Genomic DNA, 20,723 nt, shown 5'->3' on the forward strand with positions numbered 1-20,723 from the left:
TTCTAATATGTCCAATCCCTATAATGAGAGGGCTGTCATTCAAGTATTCTATAACACTTTCAACAGCCCTAGTCTCTTTTACTATTTTTCTAATTCAAACTTGTCATAAATATCGTCTAGCATTAAATTAGCACTAATAAGTCCACCAGCTAGATTCCAATTAATTTCATCTACTTGATAAACTTGATTTGCCTTCACAGCATCAAGCTCTTTCCATAGCGGATGTTTTGTCCACTCTTCATAATTTTTCTTGACTGCGTCATCATTTTCCATAAACATATAAATAACATCGGCATTCATTTGTGTAATACTTTCTTTATCCGTTAGCTTCACGATTTCCAATGAGTCATCTGTTAAATTTTTAGGACCTTGGAAGCCAAGCTCTGACAATATAGAACCTGCATATCCTGTTACATAAATACGTGCATGGTCTGCTCTGAAGTTAACAACTGAAACATGGAATGGCCATTTATCGCCAAGCTTCTCTTGAATTTTTGTTTGGAAATCAGCAACTCGCGTATCCCAATCTCCTAGTAACTCTTTCACCTTTTCTTCCTGATCCATTGCTTGACCCATCATTTCAGCTGTTCCCTTGAAATCAAAAACCGTTTCATGAGCAACAGTCGGTGCAATTTGTGATAACTGATCATAAATTTCCTCATGACGCACTTTCGATGCAATGATTAAATCTGGTTTAAGTTTTGCAATTTCTTCAAGATTAGGTTGCGTTTCTTGTCCAACAATCGCAACGCCATCTAAATCTTTTTTCAAATAATTATAAAAAGGTGCTTCAGCCCAAGATTCTACTGCCCCCACTGGCTTAATGCCCATCGCTACTGCTACATCTGTAGCCCCTTGGTATAGCGTAACGATTTTTGTAGGTGTTCCTTCAATTGTGGTAGTGCCCATAGCATGTGTAATCTCACGGCTAGAAGATTCTTCTGTGTTACTTTCTTCTGCTTTGTCATTTTCTTGCGAACTACCGTTCGATGCTTTATCTCCACATCCCACCAATAAAAGCGAGAATGTTAAGAATAGCGCAAAAAGAATAGAAACATTTTTATTGCGTAGTGATAATTTCGACATACATTTCCTCCTAAAATATAATCAATAATGATATTCATTATCAATTAAAGAGTATACTGTACGACCGTTTTATTGACAATATCTTTTTTTTCAAAAAACATACTTTTTTAATAATTTTTTATCTTGATTAGCCTACAACTCCCTCCCATATAGTTTAGAAGGTGTAGGATTTTTGTATTTATTATGAAAATTTCGTCGCAATGATGCTGAGGTGTAATAGATAATTGACTAAAATTCATGGCATTTATTTAAAACAATAGCTCTAAGCAATGTCATTTTGATGTTGGGAGAGGCTTTCAGTAGCTGCTTCTTTCACCCAATATGTATCTAACCAGCTATAGATTTTCTACCATTTCAGCGACTTGTTAGATTTACCTATTCAATAATAGGCAAATAAATAGACCCTATCGACGTATATCTCATATCTTAATAATGAACTACAACTTATCAAAACAGGAGGTAATAACATGTTTCAACGAAGACGCCATCCGGCAAAAGGTCCACACTGCTGTCCGCCACAAACAATGCCAACGCAATTTGATCCACCACAATTTTTACCACCAGAGCAATATGTTCGCACAAATTATATCCATACGGTTGTTCCACATGTACAACCAGCACATGTCACAACAGTAAATAAACATATGATTGATCATCAATACTATTTCCCATGCACAGAGTCTGTTGTTAATGAATGCTGTGAAACACATACAATGTGCGGTATGCCACCTAACCCTTGTCATATGCCACACCATCGTAAACATATGGGCCGTTAACAATAACGATGGGGTGCCATGCTGCCCTATCATGCTCTGGAACTATAGACAAAAAAACGAGTACCTTCCAAGTGAAGAGGCACTCGTTTTTTTATATTTTTATTAATTCTTAGTACATTTTTAAATATTGATCGCGTTCCCATTGATGAACGGTTGTACGGTACATATCGAACTCGATTTCTTTTGCTTCTTTAAAGTTTGCGTAAATATGCTCACCTAAAGCTGCTTGCGCTACTTTATCTTTAGCAAGTAATGTTAAAGCATCATCAAGTGCTGCTGGTAAGTTTTCAATACCATTAGCTTGACGCTCTTCTTCCGACATCACATAGATATTGCGATTAATAGCTGCTGGTGGCGTTAAGTTTTGACGAATACCTTCAAGACCTGCCTCTAAAATAACAGCCATTGCTAAATATGGGTTTGCTGAAGGGTCCACAGAACGTACTTCTACACGAGTTGAAAGTCCACGTGCTGATGGGATACGAATTAGTGGTGAACGGTTTTGCGCAGACCATGCTACATAACATGGTGCTTCATAACCAGGTACTAGACGTTTATAAGAGTTTACTGTTGGATTTGTTACAGCTGTGAAACCTTGTACATGTGCAAGAACACCCGCCATGAATTGCATAGCTGTTTCAGAAAGACCTAATTCTGTAGCTTCATCATAGAATGCATTTTCTTTACCTTTAAATAGTGACACGTTAAAGTGCATACCAGAGCCTGCTTCACCAAATAATGGTTTTGGCATAAATGTAGCGTGCAAGCCATGTTTACGTGCAATTGTTTTAACAACTAATTTGAAAGTTTGAATGTTATCACAAGCTGTAACAGCATCGGCATATTTAAAGTCAATTTCGTGTTGTCCTGGAGCTACTTCATGGTGAGATGCTTCAATTTCAAAGCCCATTTCTTCTAGCTCTAATACGATATCACGGCGGCAGTTTTCACCAAGATCTGTTGGAGCTAAGTCGAAGTAACCACCATGGTCATTTACTTCTAACGTTGGTTCGCCTTTTGCATCTAATTTGAATAAGAAGAATTCTGGCTCAGGCCCTAAATTGAAGCTTGAGAAGCCCATATCTTCCATTTTTTTAAGAATACGTTTTAGGTTGTTACGTGGGTCACCAGCAAATGGTTCGCCTTTCGCAGTGTATACGTCACAAATGAGACGTGCCACTTTCCCTTTTTCAGAAGTCCAAGGGAATACTACGAAAGTATCAAGATCAGGATATAAATACATATCAGATTCTTCGATTCGAACGAAACCTTCAATAGATGAGCCATCAAACATCATTTTGTTTTCTAATGCTTTGTCTAATTGACTTACAGGAATCTCAACATTTTTGATTGTGCCAAGAATATCTGTAAATTGTAAACGAATAAAGCTTACGTTTTTTTCTTCGATGAGACGTTTAATGTCCTCTTTTGTGTATTTACCCACAGTTTTCCACACTCCTATAATTTGTCTAGCTTTTATGTTTACCCTACCCTATTTATTAATAGAATCGAGATAAATCCCCTCGTCGGATGGATGATTTTTGCATGCGCTGAGCTTGACGCATTTCTTCGCGCATGATTTGGCGTAATTCTGAATCACTTAAATCTTGTTCATCTGTAGCAACAGGATCTTTCTTTTTAGCAAATAATTTTTTAATCTTCGCCATATTCATACCCTGCTCTAAGTAGTCTTTAATTTCAAGCAATGTGTCGACGTCATTTAATGAAAACATGCGACGATTGCCTTCTGTTCGGTGCGGCTCAATTAAATGGTGTTCTTCATAATAACGAATTTGTCGTGCCGAGAGTTCAGTTAATTGCATCACAATACTCATTGATAATAACGGCATAGTTCGTCTAATTTCACGACTCATTTAAGTCCTCCTCCAATACCCGCTTATCATATAACGAAATTTTTTCACTGTCAACCAACCATGTGAGGTTTCCTAACATGTAAGGCGTTATTTTTTTCAATCCGATAGAAAATTGTAAAAAACTATTCAAATTTAAGGTTTATTTATTTTCATATTACTTTTTTTGAATGGCTTGAACAGCACTACAAATAGCAAATTTAACATGTTCATATGTTAGTCCACCCTGGATAAAGGCTGTATATGGTGGACGGATTGGACCATCTGCTGTCAGCTCAATGCTGGAGCCTTGAATAAATGTTCCCGCAGCCATAATGACATCATCTTCATAACCAGGCATATAAGCTGGTTCTGGAGCATAATGGGCATTTATTGGAGAATTGGCTTGTATTTCACGACAGAAGGCAATCATCTGCTGTGCAGTTTGGAAGGAAACGGATTGGATTAAATCCGTACGATTTGCATCATAGCTTGGAGAAGTGCTCATTCCGATTTCCTCCAGCATAGCTGCTGTAAAGATCGCACCTTTTAAGGCTTGTGATACGACATGTGGGGCTAGGAAAAATCCTTGATAAAAATCTCCTAATGTATTTAATGTTGCCCCTGCCTCTGCCCCAATACCTGGAGATGTCATACGATACGCACATTTCTCTACTAAATCTGCACGGCCAGCAATATAGCCACCAATTTTCGCCAATCCTCCACCAGGGTTTTTAATGAGTGAGCCTGCCATTAAATCAGCACCAACCTCTGTTGGTTCCTTCGCCTCTACGAACTCACCATAGCAGTTATCTACAAAAATAACGGCATGTGGGGCTAATTTGCGCACCTTTGCGCACATATCAGCAATTTCTGCAATCGTAAAGGATGGACGTGTCGCATAGCCTTTCGAACGTTGAATGGCAATCATTTTTGTTTGCGTAGTAATGGCTGCTTCTACACCTACCCAATCAATTGCTTTATTTTCCACTAAATCCACATGTCGATAGCCTATTTTATAATCTTTCAGTGAACCGGTATCTTTGTTACCACCATCGACAATGGATTGCAATGTGTCATATGGCTGACCAGAAATATAAAGCAGCTCATCACCAGGACGAAGGACACCGAATAGACTAAGCGTGATTGCATGTGTTCCTGAAATAATTTGTGGTCGTACAATGGCAGCCTCCGCCCCAAAAACTTCCGCATAAACACGCTCTAAATTATCGCGTCCCTCATCGTCATAGCCATAGCCATTGGATGGATGTAAATGATAGTCACTTACTTGATGCTTGCGAAATGCTGCTAGCACCTTCTGTTGATTATAAAACGCCATTTCTTCTACCTTTGCATGATAGGGTCGAACTTGCTCCTCTATTTTTGACGCTAAGGATAGCGTTTGTGCTGATAAATTAGATGTAAACGTCATTCTTTTCTTCTCCATTTCACAATTGTCCCGCATTTCAATCAGTAAGATCTATCGACTCTCTAAATTGACTTCACTCATTCTAGAATTCCCTAAATAACTACTGGTATATCAACGCTTTTGACGAATGTTTTTCTTTATTTCAATAACATCTTATCAATTTGTATGAACCCCTGCAAAACTTGCCTATTGTTTCTAAGCGAATTTTACGCTAAGCTAATGTGCGGACTTACTTCAAGAAGCGTATGTAATGACTGATTTTGGCTATTAAATTCATAGATTCTGTTACGTCAAAAAAAGTCTTTTAACTTTTAAAAAAGAAGTTCATTTATTGATAGAAGGGGTGAAAGGGATGGCTTGGGAGGTTTTTAGTATTATTGGAACAATTGCCTTTGCTATTTCTGGGGCAATCATTGCCATGGAAGAAGAATACGATTTATTCGGTGTATATATACTCGGTATTGTCACTGCTTTTGGTGGAGGAGCTATTCGAAATTTACTCATCGGACTGCCTGTCACAACCTTATGGGGACAGGATATGATGTTTCAAATTGCACTAGCTGCGATTACGATATTTTTTATCTTCCCGCATCATCTGATTCAGCATTGGCATCGTTGGGGCAACTTCACAGATGCCATTGGCTTATCCGCATTCGCTATTCAAGGTGCACTCTATGCAGTGAAGCTAGATATGCCAATTAGCGCAGTCGTTGTAGCTGCTGTTTTAACAGGTTCAGGTGGTGGTATTGTGCGAGATTTATTAGCTAGACGGAAGCCGCTAGTTCTCCGTGATGAAGTCTATGGTGTTTGGGCTGCTCTCGCAGGGCTTGTTATCGGATTTGAAGTTTTGACTGGAGACATTTTCCTTTATGTATTATTTGCAGTGATTACAGCATTACGCATTCTTTCCTATATGATGAAGTGGCGTTTGCCTTTGCGTAAGTTGAATCGGGCATAGATACTGTAATTGATAAAAAAATGAATAAGCGCAAAGAGTTCATTAACTATTTGCGCTTATTTGTTATTCAGTAACTATTTAGCCAAAAGATTCATGGCTTCTTCTAATGTCACCATATTTTTCATCATAGAACAAGCGGCATCTAAAAGAGGAAAGGCTAGAGCAGCACCAGAGCCTTCGCCTAATCGCATGTTCATATGCAGCATTGGCTCTACACCAAGTAATGATGCGGCAATTTTAGCCCCTGGTTCCTCTGAAGCATGGGAAGGTATGATAAAGTCTTTTACTTTCGGTTCAATTTGATAAGCAATAAGCGCAGCAATAGTCGAAATAAAACCATCAATAATAACAGGTTTTCGGTGACTTGCGGCAGCCAGCATGATACCAGCCATAGCCCCTATCTCTAGCCCTCCAACTTTAGCTAGAACATCAATGATATCGTTAGGATTGGGGTTGTTGAGAGTAATTGCTTTTTCAATTACTGCTGCTTTATGAGCAATCCCTCCTTGACCAACTCCTGCGCCAAACCCTGTTATTTCAATAGGGTCATAGCCAGTCAAAGCAGCTAATATGGCAGTGCTCGGCGTTGTATTACCAATGCCCATTTCACCTGTTCCAAGTAGGTTGGCTCCTTTTGTGATTTCATCTGTTGCCACATGAATCCCCACTTCAATGGATTGAATAGCCTCTTCTCTTGACATAGCAGGGCCCTGTGCCATGTTATCTGTGCCATGTTTAATTTTATGAATGATAACACCTGCATCAAGCGGAATATCTTCTTTTACCCCAACATCTACTGTTACTACCTTTGCATTGGTAATGCCCGCAATCGCACAAACGCCTGTACCTCCCTTAGGAAAATTTAATGTTTGAAAGACCGTAACATCTTGTGGATTCGTTGTTATGCCTTCCTCACAAACGCCATGATCTGCTGCACAGACAATCATCACTTTTTTATCGACCATTGGATATAATTGTCCTGTTATGCCTGAAAGCTGTACGGCAAGTGATTCTAGTTTCCCCAAGCTACCTGGGGGCTTACAAAGCGCATCAATTCGCTTTCTAGCTTGGTCCATACTATTCATATCAGCCTCTTGGATATTTTGAATCGTGTCTTGTAATAATTGCATTATTGTTTCTCCTCTCGTTCTACATGAAGACAAAATAAAAAGTCTGTAGTTTATTGTCATGACAAATAAACTACAGACTTTTCCATCATCTATATACTTCCGAAGCAAGTAGGCAGGTCTCCTGGCTCAAGCTCAACATATCATCGTGCCTTCCCAGCGATTCGCTAGTGGCATTTACGATGACACTCCCTTATACAGTGGCGGGTCCGCTAAAGTTTTTCACTTTATTCCCTATTCTCCCTATTGGGCACCTAATGCTTTTATTAAACTATTTATAATCTACGACAGCGTATTTTTTCTGTCAATATTAGAATACTCGCCTTGTACCATTTCTTCGGTTACCTATTCTTTTTCTATTTCGCTTAGCAATGTTGAGCCTAATAATAGGACCGCTCCTATTATTTGTAGAAGCGCCATTTTTTCTCCTATAATCATCGTGGAAATTACTAATGATGTCAGTGGATCAATATAGCTAAGAATGGCTATACTTTGTCCTTTTAACTGTGACATGCCTAAAAAGAACAATAAAAATCCAACCCCTGCATGGACAATGCCTAATGTAATTAAGAATAGGACTGATTCAAAACTGATTTTCATGACCTGAAATCCTGTAGTTCCAAGTAGATAGAAGCTAAGGAAAAATGCTGCTAAAGAAAGTTGAATCATTGTATTTTCTGGTTCCTTTAAGCCACATATAAATTTATTTGTCAATGTTAGCGCTGTGTAAAAGCATGCCGCGATAAGACCGTAGACAATGCCTATAAAATGCTCACTGTCCCCAGTGCCTTGACTTTGGACAATCAAATATAGTCCGATAAGGGCCACACAGACATACATTATTTTTCTGCCAACTAGCTTCTCTTTTAAAATAATTGGAGATAAACAGATAACGAGTACTGGTGCAAAATAATAACTCAATGCAGCATTGGCAATCGTTGTTGCTTTATAAGCCTGAAATAAAAAAATCCAGTTCCCACACAAGGCGATACTAGAAAGTATTAATTTCCACTTATTTTTTATAATCTCTAATTTCGAAAAACTTTTCTTTTTATAAATAAAAATCACTACTAAAAAACAAGCACCTATTAAACTCATCCAAAAAGCGATTTCACTTGAAGATAACGGAATATACTTGGCAAAAACACCAACTGCTCCAAAAATAATCATGGATAATACAAATGCTAATTTTCCGCTCATTACAAATACCTACTTTCTACGTATAAAGTATTAACCTATACAGTAGAATCTATTGAAAATGAGCAAACTGTTATTGTATGCCTAAACAGTAGATTCTACTGTAAAGACATTGTTGGGGGTGCTATTGAACAAAACATACAAAATCCCTCCTTCACCTACATAATTGTAACATATTTCTGAAAATTAAAGAGTAAGTTTTATAAAGAAAGGGGTCACTAATCCCTTCATACTATTATGAGTATGTACAATATAAGGTAAGTCATAAATTTTCTTTGAGGAGGAGTTAGGATGAATGCAAGAGAATTGAGAAATGCCATTGCGGAGACTTGTGAAAATTATGATAGTCACTACGCTCAGTTAGTGAAACCAATCAATCAGTTATTAATGAATGTCGATGCTAGTATAAGTAACGAAACAGCGAATATAATCATCGAAAATTTGAAGTTATATTATAGCGGGGATAAATACATGACGGAATGTCACTTCGATGAGAGTGAAAATTTCTTAAAAGATGGTCTTGAACTTCTTCAAAAGGGGGATCTTGCGAATGGTGCTTTACAAATATATGGTGCTGGTTTAAATTTTTCCAGTTATGCTTTAAAGGTTCGTGGGCAAAAAAATGTGAATCCGTATATTAACTTTGAAAAAAATTTCAGCCTCATCATGAACACACTCCGAAAATAAGTATATAAAAAAGGTGATGTCAATGATAGAAACAGCCACTTTGAAAAGCGAGAGGTTGATTTCCGTTCCAGCGTCCTTTCAGGGGGCGTCCGATGATGAGCCGCTTCACTCACTGCGTTCGCTCCAAGGTCCCCTCTGTGACGCTAAATCCCCTAGGAGTGACACAGGCTCCACTCCAATCAACCATATGTAAAAGTGGCTTTTCCTTCTCTTTCATACGAACCGTAGTGAACAAAATAGCCCATTATTTGTCTGATGAGAGAAAGGATAGCCCTTTATTTTCAATGTGAAGAAGTGGTAAGTAACAACACCCCTCCATAAAGAGTAGTGAACACCTTTGCTAAAAAGGTACCATTTTTATGCATTGGAATGGAAGGCTACTTGACTCCCGTGGGATAGTGAGACAGGCGAGCCTCTAAACGGAGCGGTAGCAGAGGAAGCGGCTCGGCGCTCGCTACCAGGAAAGCAAGTAGCCTGCAACGGAAATCCATTTTCACCTGTCACAAAAATGCTATGGATGGTTTTATTTTTCATTATGTCATTTATTTAAATTCTAATTCTCCATCGTAAGCTAGCATGCCGCCTTCAAGATTTGTTACATCAAATCCTTGCGCTTCTAAATAAGCACATGCATTAGCAGAACGAGCACCAGCCTTACAAACAACAATATATGGCTTTTCTACGTCTAATTCCTCTAAACGTTCCGGGATTGTCCCAAGGGCAATGTGCTTGGCACCAGGAATCATGCCGTGTGCTACTTCATCCTCTTCACGTACATCAATAATATATAGGTCCTCATTTGCATCTAATCGTTCTAGTAATTGTGTTGTTTCCATTGATTTCATGAACTTTTTTCCTCCAAAATTTCAAATTCCACTTACATTATAGCTTGTAACAAAAAAAACAGCCAGTGTGGTGAACACAAGCTGTTTAACAATTTTTTATCCTTCTGTCTCTAAAAACTCTATTTGTTTTGCTGGAACGAATGTAGAAATGGCGTGCTTGTAGATTAGGTGCTGCTTATTTTCAGCATCCATTAATAAAACTGTAAAATTGTCATATGATTTCACAGTCCCTTTTAACTGAAATCCATTTAACAGAAATACAGTTACAAAAACACTGTTTTTACGTAGTTGGTTCAAGAACGTATCTTGCAAGTTGATTGATTTCATCAAATAGCCTCCCCACTAACTTTCTACCTCTTCACTCCTATAGTAGCATGTTCTACCAATTTATCAATTAGTAATTTTTAGAAATTTTTCTTAATTATTATAATTGTTCATCCGTCGTAATAAAATGGACATCCATTTTATTGCGAAAATAGGTAAGTTGTCTTTTTGCATAGCGGCGTGAATTTTGTTTTAAGCTATCAATAGCTTCTTCGAGGGTACATTTGTCATCCAAATAATCATACAATTCCTTATAGCCAATTGCTTGTATGGACTGCACATTTCGAATATTTTGCTGCCATAAACCTTTGACTTCTTCTAAAAGGCCATTGTCCATCATTAAATCAACACGACGGTTAATGCGGTCATAAAGCACTTCACGGGTCATATTTTGACCTAACCCCAAAATGACATGCTTATAGAGAGGTACTTCCCCTCGGTTTTGTGCTTCAGCTGCTTTGGATACACCGCTTAATTCCAGCATTTCTAATGCACGAATGACACGACGCGTATTGTTTGGATGAATCGTCTCCGCTGTTTGAGGGTCTAGTTGTTTTAATTTATCATGCATTGCCTCAGGGCCAAGCTTTGCTAATTCATCATAGTAGGCTTTTCGTGCTTCCTCATCAACTTTCTCATCAGTAAATTGGAAATCATAGAGGACCGCTTGTACATATAAGCCTGAGCCACCTACTATAATGGGTAATTTTTGTCGAGATTGGATTTCTGCAATTTTTGCTCGGACTAATTTTTGATAATCCGCTACTGAAAAAGATTCTGTCGGCTCTAAAAAACTGAGTAGATGGTGTGGTACGCCCTCCATCTCTTCTTCCTTAATTTTAGCAGTCCCAATATCGAGTCCTTTATAAATTTGCATGGAGTCGCCATTAATGACTTCACCGTTATATTTTTTCGCCAGTTCAATGCTTAAAGCTGTTTTACCAGAGGCAGTTGGTCCTACAATCGCTACGACCTCTGCCTGCTGTAATTTAGTTTCTATCATATTTTTCTAACCACCGTAATAATACTTGAAAGACCGCTTCTTGATTGTCTTCATTTAAAATTTCATGCCGTTTGTCCTCAAATAAATAAACCGTTACATCTTTTACTCCTACTGTTGCCAATTGTTCAGCAACTGTGTAAACGCCCAGCCCCTGTTCGCCAACCGGGTCTTTACTTCCGCTTATCAAGAGAATGGGAAGATTTTTTCTCATTTTTGCTAATTCTTTTTTACGATTAAGTGTTGCAAAGCCCGTTGTTAAATCGACAAAAAATTGATTGGTTGGAATAAAGCCACAATATGGGTCATCTATATACTTCTGCACCTCTTGTTGGACAGAACATAGCCAGTCATAGGCCGTCTTTGGATTTGGAAACTGTTTATTAAAGCTACCAAAACTCAATTGATTTAGCAGCTTACTTTCAGTTTCTTTCCCTAGCCCCTTAGCTAATACCTTGGCTACGATATTTCCAACAGCATGCAGAGCTGTCACATTTCCCGTACCACAGAGAATAACATTGTCTACTTGTTCACCATACAGTTGAATATATCGTCTAGTAATGAATGACCCCATACTATGACCAAAAATAATGAATGGTACATTTGCATAAGGTGCATGTAATTGCGTGACCACTTCATGGGCATCTTCTACCACACGCTCAAAACCGTTCTTTTCAGCAAAAAAACCTAACGTGCCATTATAGGCCGCCGTTTCACCATGACCACGATGATCGTGCATCGTCACAGCATAGCCTGCCGCATTGAGTGTTTTAGCAAATGTTAAATAGCGACCACTGTGCTCTGCCATACCATGCAAAATGTGAATATGACCAATACATGGCGTTGTGGGCTCCAATGTTCGAGTAAAGACAAAATGTCCATCCAACATTTGAATATAACGCTCCATCCCTTACTCCCCTTTTTTCACAAAATTTGTTGCATCCTTAATGGCTTGCTCTAATTCAGCCATATACTTGTGTTTTTGTTCCTCCGTATAATTCAAGTGTTGTTGCATCACTTGAATTACTTGCTGCTTATAAAGCTTGACAGCCTCAATATCGAAGTAAAGCAAGCCTGTACGACGAATAAAGAAGTCGCTCGGTGTATAGACCATTTCCTCTTCCATGCCATACAGTAGCATAGCGTGTAAAGCTAGAGGCATTGTACTGCCATGTTCATGTAAAAATTTAACACGATTAAATAATCCATCTACATTTGTGCCATACTTTTGTACAAGCTGTTTGGCTTCATCATAATTTAAGCCGTATTGTACACCTTCTCGTGCTTTATAAGCCATATAGTCAGGGAAATTAATCGCGTTGATTCCTTTTGCACCAGACAGTGAGAGCTCACGTGTTAAACAAGCACTTGCATGCTTATAGCGACGAGCTTTTACAATTTTATCGACAATTGTTTCAGCCATTTGACGATAGCCTGTGAGCTTACCGCCAGCGATTGTCATTAAACCACTTGGCGCTGTCCATATTTCATCTTTCCTTGAAATTTCAGAAGGGTCCTTTCCTTTTTCATAAATGAGCGGGCGTACTCCTGCCCAGGATGATTCAATCGTTTCTCTTGTAATAGTAGCAGTTGGAAAGACTTTTTTAGCAGCCTCAATTAAATAATCTACATCTTGCTGTGTAGCAACAGGGTGTACAAGATTTCCCTCAAAGACTGTATCCGTTGTCCCTATATAGGTTTTGTCATCTCGCGGAATTGCAAAAGCCATACGTCCATCAGGAATATCAAAATAAACAGCTTGCTTCAGTGGAAAATCCTTTTGGTTGAGGACAATATGAACGCCTTTTGTCAGACGTAATTGCTTGTTATCTGTTACTTTATCCTTGTGTCGTACGTCATCTACCCAAGGGCCTGTAGCATTGACAATTTGTGCTGCATGTACATCGAGTATTGTTCCCGTAACATGATCCTTCACTTTAATGCCAACAAGCTTTTTCTTTTTGTAGATAAATTCCGTCATCTCTGCATAATTGAGACACAATGCTCCATATTCTGCAGCCTTTTTCAATACTTCAATCGTCAGACGTGCATCATCCGTACGATATTCAACATAATACCCTCCACCCACAAGTCCATCTTCATTAAGTAAAGGTTCTAATGCTAGGGTTTCTTGGACGTTTAACATTGTTCTACGTTCATGTTTTTTGACACCCGCCAAGCGGTCATAAACCTTTAATGCTATAGATGTTGTAAACGGACTAAGTGAGCCCTTCTTATATAAAGGTAATAGCATTTTTTCAGGCGTTGTGACATGAACCGCATTATCATAAACGATTTCACGTTCACGCCCCACTTCCGCTACGACACCCACATCAAATTGCTTTAAATAACGTAGGCCACCGTGAATCAGCTTGGTTGAACGGCTCGACGTACCAGCTGAAAAATCCTGCATGTCAATTAATGCGACAGAAAGGCCTCTTGATGCGGCATCTAATGCAATTCCTGCACCTGTAATACCACCACCAATGACTAATACGTCAAAGCTATAGTGCTCTAGATAATATAAAATTTTTGGACGATGCTCAAATGAAAACATACCTTTCTCCCCCAATAGCTATGATTTAAAAATTCGTGTGGCCTCTACAGCCTTTTGCCAGCCAGTATAAAGAGCTGTGGCTTGCTCGTCCTCCATTTGTGGTTGGTAGGTTTGGCCACTCATCCATAATGCAGATAAGGTCTCTTGGTTTGGCCAAAAGTTTGTGGCAAGACCTGCTAAATAGGCTGCACCTAGTGCTGTTGATTCATTAAGCTGTGCTAGCTCAACTTGTAGCTGTAAAACATCACTTTGGAACTGCATTAAAAAATGATTTTTAACAGCCCCACCATCGACACGGAGTACTTCAATCGGGGTACCCGCTGCTTCTTCCATTGCATCCAGTACATCCTTTGTTTGATAGGCTAATGATTCAAGTGTTGCCCGGATGAAATGCTCTTTTGATGTTCCTCGTGTTAAGCCAAAAATGGCACCACGAGCATCTGTATCCCAATAAGGAGTTCCTAGACCAACAAAGGCAGGGACAATGTAGACACCATCCGTGTTCTTCACCTTTTTAGCATAGGTTTCGGAATCCTCAGCAGTACGAATCATACGTAGCCCATCTCGTAGCCATTGGATTGCTGACCCTGCTACAAAAACACTACCTTCTAATGCATAGGTCACTTTTCCATCTATCCCCCAAGCAATAGTCGTCAGTAAACCATTTTCAGAGGTCACTGCTTGCTGGCCTGTATTTAATAGCATAAAACAGCCAGTACCGTAAGTGTTTTTAGCCATTCCTTTTGTAAAGCAAGTTTGACCAAAAAGAGCGGCTTGTTGATCACCTGCAATCCCTGCAATCGGAATTTTTTCACCAAAGAAAATACTTGGTGCTGTTTCCGTGTATATTTCAGATGAATTTTTCACTTCAGGTAACATTGACATTGGAATAGCTAAAAGCTGACAAAGCTCATCATCCCATTGCAATTCATGAATATTGTAAAGCAATGTTCGAGCTGCATTTGAATAGTCGGTTACATGAGCCTTTCCTTTTGATAATCGCCAAACAATCCAAGAATCAATCGTCCCAAATAGCAAATCTCCATTGTTTGCCATTGCGCGTGCGCCATCCACATTGTCTAAAATCCATTTAATTTTTGTTGCAGAAAAATAAGCATCTAGGCGTAGCCCTGTTTTTTGCTGAAAAAGCTCTTCATGGCCTTGATCTTTTAAGGTATTCACAATGTCCTGTGTTTGGCGCGATTGCCAGACAATCGCATTGTAAATGGGCTGACCTGTCTTTTTATCCCATACAACTGTCGTTTCGCGTTGATTGGTAATGCCAATGGCATGTACCTCACTTGCTTCGTGCCCACTTTCGGTTAAGACCGCCGCAATAACGGCTAGAATAGAACCCCAAATTTCATTTGCATTATGCTCTACCCAGCCAGCCTTCGGAAAAATTTGCTGAAATTCTTTTTGTGCGACATGAACAATTTCACCTTTTTTATTAAATAAAATAGCCCTTGAACTTGTCGTTCCTTGATCAATCGCTAAAATAAATTCGCCCATCCCAACTTCCCCCTTGTCTCTACATAACCCGTTTGAACATTTTTTCCACTTCATACGATGTAAAATGAATAAGCACTGGACGTCCATGAGGGCATGTAAATGGATTATCTGCATTACGTAAATCTCGTAGTAATGTTTCCATTTGTTCTTTTGTTAAATAATGATTGGCTTTGATCGATTTTTTACAGCTCATCATAATCGCCGCTGCTTCACGTAATTTTTTGACATCGGCCTTTTTCGTTGTTAGCACCTGTTCAATTAAATCCTCAATGATTTCCTGCTCTTCCCCTTGTGGGAACCAACTTGGGTGCTCACGTACAACAAAAGATGACTGACCAAATTCCTCTAAAAATACACCTACAGCTTCTAGCTCATGCTTGTATTCTCGTAAAATAAGTGCTTCATCGGCCGCATAGTGGAAAGTTAGTGGAAGCAATAATGCTTGACGTTCATGCGGATTGACTTGACCGACCTTTTCACGGAAAAATTCATATTTAATGCGTTCTTGTGCAGCATGTTGATCAATTAAATAAAAACCATCTTCCATTTGTGCAACAATGTATGTGCCATGGATTTGCCCAACTACTTCTAGTTCAGGAAATGGCTCTTTCGTAGACTCATTCTCAATTACTTCTTGTTGTTCTACACTGCTTACTTGTTCAACTGTCTCAGTCTCCAATCGCAGATCGGGCTGCCAGCTATCCTCTATCATAGTAGGTACAGGCTCTGGCACGACCAACTGTTCACGATTGCTCTCTTGAATGGTTTGGACATCATATAGTTTCTCAACAATTGCATGCATCTTCTCTACATCTATTTTGGGAGCAGGCTTCCAAATATTAAGTTGCTCATTAGTAGGTTTGACACTTTTTTCTTTCTTCTCCATCTGAGGTACGCGAATAACGCTGCGTATTTTTTCACGGATGGTTTCCTCGATTAATTTCAAAAGCTCTGGCTCTTTACTTAAACGAATTTGATGTTTCGCAGGATGCACATTGACATCTGTTAAATAAGGATCTCCCTCTATATAAAGGACAACTATCGGATAGCGTTCGATGGGTAAATACGTATGGTAGGCATCCACAACCACTTTTTGCACTAAATAATGCTTGACCCAGCGACCATTAACAAACAGAGACATATAATTTTTGGAAGCACGTGTCACCTCAGGCAAGGACACAAAGCCAGAAATTCGATAATCATATGATTCGCCTTGGAACGGCACCATCTTCTTGGCATTATGTACACCGTAAATAGCGGCCAGTACTTGTTGCACATCTCCTCGCCCATTGGTTTGCAATAATTGTTGACCATTATGCAGTAATCTGAATGCAATTTGTGGATTGCTAAGTGCTAGGCGATTCATTAGGTCTATCGTATGCCCAAGTTCAGTTTGAATAGTTTTCATATATTTTAAGCGTGCGGGCGTGTTAAAAAATAGCTGAGATACCGTTAAATCCGTACCTTTACGCAAAGGGCCAGGCTTATGTGTTAGGATATGTCCACCTTCAAGCTCTAAATGCGTTCCAGATTCACCATTTGATGTTATCAGCGTCATTTTAGAAACAGAAGCAATGGATGCCAATGCTTCCCCACGGAAACCAAGTGTACGAATGCGGAATAAATCATGTTCCTGATGAATTTTACTAGTAGCATGGCGAGAGAATGACATCAATGCATCCTCTTCATCCATACCATTACCATTATCTATTACTTGAATGGAAGTGAGACCCGCTTCTAGTAAAAAAACATCAATGGACGTACTCCCCGCATCAATGGCATTTTCCACTAGCTCTTTGACAACAGAAGCTGGTCTTTCTACTACCTCTCCTGCTGCGATTTTATTGGATAGCCACTCGTCCATAATTTGTATGTTTCCCACTAACGTATCACTCCTTTATCTATTTTTTTACGTTGATTAGCTCTTGCTGTAGCTCATATAAAATATTCATTGCCTGCATAGGTGAAGTGCCTAAAATATTGACTTTTTCTAATTTTTTTAGCACCTCTGCCTCGGCTGGTGAAATCGGCTCTTCCTCTGCAAACAAAGACATTTGCACGGGTTGTTCAGCCATTACTTGTGTTTCAGCAACTACTTCTTTCCCAGCCTCAAAATTCTCCAGTAAAACACGCGCTCTCGCTAAAATTTCTTCTGGCAATTGTGCGAGCTGTGCTACATGAATACCATAGGATTTATCAGCGGCTCCTTTTTTCACCTTATGCAAGAACACAACCGTTCCATTTTTTTCCGTAGCCGATACATGGACATTTTGTAAGCGAGGTAAATCCTTTTCCAGTGCCGTTAATTCATGATAATGCGTAGAAAACAACGTATTTGCACCGATTTTATCATGAATATATTCCATCATCGATTGTGCCAAACTCATGCCGTCATAAGTCGATGTGCCACGTCCGATTTCATCAAATAGCATCAAGCTATTTTTTGTTGCATGCATAATAGCATGTTGTGATTCAAGCATTTCTACCATAAATGTGGATTGTCCTGCTGCTAAATCATCAGCCGCTCCAATGCGCGTAAAAATTTGATCGGTAATAGGCAGTCTCGCCTTTTCAGCAGGTACATAACAGCCCATTTGCGCCATAACAACAATTAAGGCTACTTGGCGCATATAAGTACTTTTACCAGACATATTCGGCCCTGTAATAAGCATCATATTATGCTGCTCTTCTAGCACACAATCATTTGGTACATACATTTGCTTATTTAACATTTTTTCAACAACTGGATGTCGTCCCTCTATAATTTCGAGCGCACGTCCACCATGAAATTCTGGTTTTGTAAAACGATATTTTTCTGAAACACTTGCAAAGCTTAGTAAAACATCTAGCTCACTAATACTTGCTGCAAGTGCTTGTACACGTGGGATATATGCCTTTAATGCCTCCCGAATTTCCACAAACAGATTGTACTCTAATGTTAAGCTTTCTTCCTCTGCATTTAAAATTAATGCTTCTTTTTCTTTTAGTTCGTGTGTAATATAGCGCTCTGCATTCGCCAACGTTTGTTTGCGCTCATAGCGTGTTAAGTCCGCTAAATGAATATTCGATTTTGTAATTTCAATATAGTAACCAAAAATTCGATTATAGCCTATTTTTAAATTTTTAATGCCTGTTTTCATTCGCTCTTCTTGTTCAAGTTGGGCAATCCAATCTTTACCGTTGCGAGCAGCATAGCGTAGTTCGTCTAAGCGCTCATTGTAGCCATCACGGATGACATCCCCTTCTTTAATGGTAATAGGTGGATTATCAGTGATCGCCATTGCTAATAAAGCCTCGACATCTGTGCATGTATCAAGTGCTGCACCTAGTTGCTGTAACGTCTCTTTATTTGCCCCCATCAGCTGCTGCTGAATAGCTGGCACTTGGCGCAATGAATCACGTAATTGGGCTAAATCACGTCCGCCTACATTGCCAAACGCAACACGACCAGCCAAACGCTCTAAATCATATACTTGTTTTAAGGAAGCTTGTAGCTCAGTGCGCACAAAATATTCTTCCAATAAATCCGTGACAATCGCCAGCCTGTCCTCAATCGCTGTACGAGTAGCCAGCGGCTGATGTAGCCATTGTTTTAATTTTCGCCCACCCATTGCTGTCACGGTATCATCTAATAGCCATAAAAGTGTTCCTTTTTGGTCTCCACCACGAATCGATTGAATCAACTCTAAATTTCGTTTGGAGCTAGAATCAATGCGTAAATAATTTTTAATTTCATTAAACGTGAAAGCTTGAATATGCGATAAAGAGCGCATTTGTGTTTGATCGATATACGCTAACAAACGAAGACAGGCAACTTGTAATGGCTGAGGTACGGCTTCTAAATAGCTTGCTGCTTTGTCCATAGGCATTTCATCCACTTCAACTGATAGCACAATCCCAGCATGAACGGCGTGCTCTGCTAATAGTAGCTGTAAACTATCCGTTACAATAAGCTCTCGAATACCATAAGCCTGCATTTGCATTAAGAGGGCTTTTCCATCGCCTTCAATAGAAGAAGCCACTGCTTCACCTGTCGATAAATCTAAATAGGCATAGCCAAATGTCGTGTCATCTAATTGCTCTGCTGCCCCAATAAAGTGGTTGGTTTTACCGTCAAGCGCCTTACCTTCCATAATGGTTCCGGGTGTGATAAGCTGAACCACTTCACGTTTGACCACACCTTTTGCTTGCTTTGGATCTTCTGTTTGTTCACAAATCGCCACTTTATAGCCCTTTTGCACAAGTGTTTCAATATAATTTTTAGCCGAATGATGCGGCACACCGCACATTGGTATTCGCTCTTTTGCGCCTGCATCTCGGCTCGTTAATGTAATCTCTAAAATTTGTGAGGCATTGATGGCATCCTCAAAAAACATTTCATAAAAGTCACCTAATCTAAAAAATAAAAAGGCATCTTTGTAGTCTTCCTTTACCTGTAGATACTGTTGCATCATTGGTGTATATGTTGTCATATAATTATTTACCTCGCTCTTACCATATAGATATTTTTATTATAACAAAAGATACATGCGAAACGCTTCCTTCACCTTTTTTAAGATGCTAGCATTTCGCATGTATCAAAAAATGATGTTTTTTAGACTTATCTTGGTCGTTCATCAGGAAACGATGAGGACTCTAACACATACCTGCTTTCTCCATCAGAGCTGGAAGATGAGCTGGAGCTTGATGAGGAGGATGAAGAACTTTCATCATTAAAGCTCCAATCTTCTTCATAGTCTAATGGATGGACACTAATACAAATTGTTGTTTCACCCATTACTTCGACAACTACTTCACGTTCTACAACAATTTCAAACTTCGTACCACATGGAGAGATAATCGCTTCAATACAATTTGGTTCTTGTATCACACGTACACGAACATCATCACCAACGCTAATTTCACCTTCACGATAATGAAGCTTCACTTTGTCTTTATAGTGAACCGTTTCGGAAAACACAGCTGTTTTCGAATGGTTACTATAGGCATACCACACATTGACATCAAATTTCCCAGTTACTTCTACAAATTTCCCGACTCTTTTCGCAGAGCAAGTATGATTGATTACCCAGCATCCTAAAATACTTGTCGGTTTATTTGTTGGTGATAATGTTACACGTTCTTCCGTTCTCTTCTTCCCTTTGGCAACTACTGCTTTCGTCACGATTTGTCGTAAACGTTTCAGCGCAATTCCTCCTTCGACTCTTTTCACTCCATCATATGCAGGTAGCGCCCATTGGGTGAACATATATTTTTAGAGAATGAAAAGTATCGTCCAAATCTTTTTCCGTGAGAGGTCTGCTATAGCATGGGAATGCTTCAATAGAAGAAGACATGAAAAAAGCTCGAATGCTGTCATTCGAGCTTTGATTTCG

General features: G+C 39.2%; 19 protein-coding genes and 1 riboswitch. Of the genes, 3 read left to right on the forward strand and 16 right to left on the reverse strand.

The features are described 5' to 3' along the window. Window positions 1-81 precede the first annotated feature (81 nt). Window positions 82-1,086, reverse strand: coding sequence for an ABC transporter substrate-binding protein (locus CRI88_RS02360; protein WP_101966380.1), 1,005 nt, complete (start codon window positions 1,084-1,086; stop codon window positions 82-84). 467 nt (window positions 1,087-1,553) lie between these two features. Between CRI88_RS02360 and CRI88_RS02365 the strand changes: the two genes are divergently transcribed. Beyond that, complete coding sequence (locus tag CRI88_RS02365; RefSeq protein ID WP_036128170.1) at window positions 1,554-1,862, forward strand: CotD family spore coat protein; 309 nt, start codon at window positions 1,554-1,556, stop codon at window positions 1,860-1,862. A gap of 109 nt (window positions 1,863-1,971) precedes the next feature. On the opposite strand, the gene glnA is transcribed toward CRI88_RS02365, so the two are convergent. The 3 genes from glnA to CRI88_RS02380 all read right to left on the reverse strand — a co-directional run bounded on the left by glnA (window position 1,972) and on the right by CRI88_RS02380 (window position 5,144). Beyond that, the gene (gene glnA, locus CRI88_RS02370; protein ID WP_036128172.1) at window positions 1,972-3,306 is read right to left on the reverse strand and encodes a type I glutamate--ammonia ligase; all 1,335 of its coding nucleotides are present in this window, start codon (window positions 3,304-3,306) and stop codon (window positions 1,972-1,974) included. Between the two features lie 55 nt (window positions 3,307-3,361). Continuing rightward, window positions 3,362-3,736, reverse strand: a complete 375-nt coding sequence (locus CRI88_RS02375; protein WP_036128174.1) for a MerR family transcriptional regulator — start codon at window positions 3,734-3,736, stop codon at window positions 3,362-3,364. Between the two features lie 154 nt (window positions 3,737-3,890). After that, a complete protein-coding gene (locus CRI88_RS02380; protein WP_036128177.1) occupies window positions 3,891-5,144 on the reverse strand; it encodes a methionine gamma-lyase family protein in 1,254 nt (417 codons plus the stop codon). Window positions 5,145-5,493: 349 nt separating this feature from the next. On the opposite strand from CRI88_RS02380, the gene CRI88_RS02385 reads away from it, so the two are divergent. After that, the gene (locus CRI88_RS02385; RefSeq protein WP_101966381.1) at window positions 5,494-6,099 is read left to right on the forward strand and encodes a trimeric intracellular cation channel family protein; all 606 of its coding nucleotides are present in this window, start codon (window positions 5,494-5,496) and stop codon (window positions 6,097-6,099) included. 74 nt (window positions 6,100-6,173) lie between these two features. On the opposite strand, the gene cobT is transcribed toward CRI88_RS02385, so the two are convergent. Both cobT and CRI88_RS02395 read right to left on the reverse strand, forming a co-directional pair. Next, the gene (gene cobT / locus CRI88_RS02390; RefSeq protein ID WP_101966382.1) at window positions 6,174-7,229 is read right to left on the reverse strand and encodes a nicotinate-nucleotide--dimethylbenzimidazole phosphoribosyltransferase; all 1,056 of its coding nucleotides are present in this window, start codon (window positions 7,227-7,229) and stop codon (window positions 6,174-6,176) included. Window positions 7,230-7,323: 94 nt separating this feature from the next. Continuing rightward, a riboswitch (cobalamin riboswitch) is annotated at window positions 7,324-7,499 on the reverse strand. 72 nt (window positions 7,500-7,571) lie between these two features. Then, on the reverse strand, window positions 7,572-8,426 hold the full coding sequence (locus tag CRI88_RS02395; RefSeq protein WP_058843942.1) for a DMT family transporter: 855 nt from the start codon (window positions 8,424-8,426) through the stop codon (window positions 7,572-7,574). A 288-nt stretch (window positions 8,427-8,714) separates the two neighbouring features. Here CRI88_RS02395 and CRI88_RS02400 point away from each other — a divergent pair, with 288 nt between their 5' ends. Beyond that, the gene (locus CRI88_RS02400) at window positions 8,715-9,110 is read left to right on the forward strand and encodes a hypothetical protein (protein ID WP_036128186.1); all 396 of its coding nucleotides are present in this window, start codon (window positions 8,715-8,717) and stop codon (window positions 9,108-9,110) included. Window positions 9,111-9,467: 357 nt separating this feature from the next. Here CRI88_RS02400 and CRI88_RS22400 read toward each other — a convergent pair whose 3' ends face one another. The 10 genes from CRI88_RS22400 to cotE form a co-directional block, all read right to left on the reverse strand. Beyond that, on the reverse strand, window positions 9,468-9,644 hold the full coding sequence (locus CRI88_RS22400) for a hypothetical protein (RefSeq protein WP_180957780.1): 177 nt from the start codon (window positions 9,642-9,644) through the stop codon (window positions 9,468-9,470). Between the two features lie 8 nt (window positions 9,645-9,652). Then, the gene (locus CRI88_RS02405) at window positions 9,653-9,955 is read right to left on the reverse strand and encodes a rhodanese-like domain-containing protein (RefSeq protein ID WP_036124673.1); all 303 of its coding nucleotides are present in this window, start codon (window positions 9,953-9,955) and stop codon (window positions 9,653-9,655) included. Window positions 9,956-10,051: 96 nt separating this feature from the next. Next, the gene (gene hfq, locus CRI88_RS02410) at window positions 10,052-10,282 is read right to left on the reverse strand and encodes an RNA chaperone Hfq (RefSeq protein ID WP_036124674.1); all 231 of its coding nucleotides are present in this window, start codon (window positions 10,280-10,282) and stop codon (window positions 10,052-10,054) included. 97 nt (window positions 10,283-10,379) lie between these two features. Then, window positions 10,380-11,282 carry a tRNA (adenosine(37)-N6)-dimethylallyltransferase MiaA gene (miaA, locus tag CRI88_RS02415; RefSeq protein WP_036124676.1) on the reverse strand — a complete coding sequence of 301 codons (903 nt, stop codon included), beginning with the start codon at window positions 11,280-11,282 and terminating at the stop codon, window positions 10,380-10,382. Next, window positions 11,269-12,186, reverse strand: a complete 918-nt coding sequence (locus CRI88_RS02420; protein ID WP_101966383.1) for an alpha/beta fold hydrolase — start codon at window positions 12,184-12,186, stop codon at window positions 11,269-11,271. Before CRI88_RS02420 ends, miaA begins: the two co-directional genes overlap by 14 nt. A gap of 3 nt (window positions 12,187-12,189) precedes the next feature. Beyond that, a complete protein-coding gene (locus tag CRI88_RS02425) occupies window positions 12,190-13,836 on the reverse strand; it encodes a glycerol-3-phosphate dehydrogenase/oxidase (RefSeq protein ID WP_036124680.1) in 1,647 nt (548 codons plus the stop codon). 18 nt (window positions 13,837-13,854) lie between these two features. Next, a complete protein-coding gene (gene glpK / locus CRI88_RS02430; RefSeq protein ID WP_058844651.1) occupies window positions 13,855-15,348 on the reverse strand; it encodes a glycerol kinase GlpK in 1,494 nt (497 codons plus the stop codon). A gap of 19 nt (window positions 15,349-15,367) precedes the next feature. Next, the gene (gene mutL, locus CRI88_RS02435; protein WP_101966384.1) at window positions 15,368-17,230 is read right to left on the reverse strand and encodes a DNA mismatch repair endonuclease MutL; all 1,863 of its coding nucleotides are present in this window, start codon (window positions 17,228-17,230) and stop codon (window positions 15,368-15,370) included. Between the two features lie 19 nt (window positions 17,231-17,249). Then, window positions 17,250-19,820, reverse strand: coding sequence for a DNA mismatch repair protein MutS (gene mutS / locus CRI88_RS02440; RefSeq protein ID WP_058844649.1), 2,571 nt, complete (start codon window positions 19,818-19,820; stop codon window positions 17,250-17,252). Window positions 19,821-19,948: 128 nt separating this feature from the next. Beyond that, on the reverse strand, window positions 19,949-20,596 hold the full coding sequence (cotE, locus tag CRI88_RS02445; protein ID WP_170829783.1) for an outer spore coat protein CotE: 648 nt from the start codon (window positions 20,594-20,596) through the stop codon (window positions 19,949-19,951). Window positions 20,597-20,723: the final 127 nt, after the last annotated feature.

This window comes from Lysinibacillus fusiformis, assembly GCF_002845985.1.
In the GTDB taxonomy this organism is placed as follows: Bacteria; Bacillota; Bacilli; order Bacillales_A; family Planococcaceae; genus Lysinibacillus; species Lysinibacillus fusiformis_D.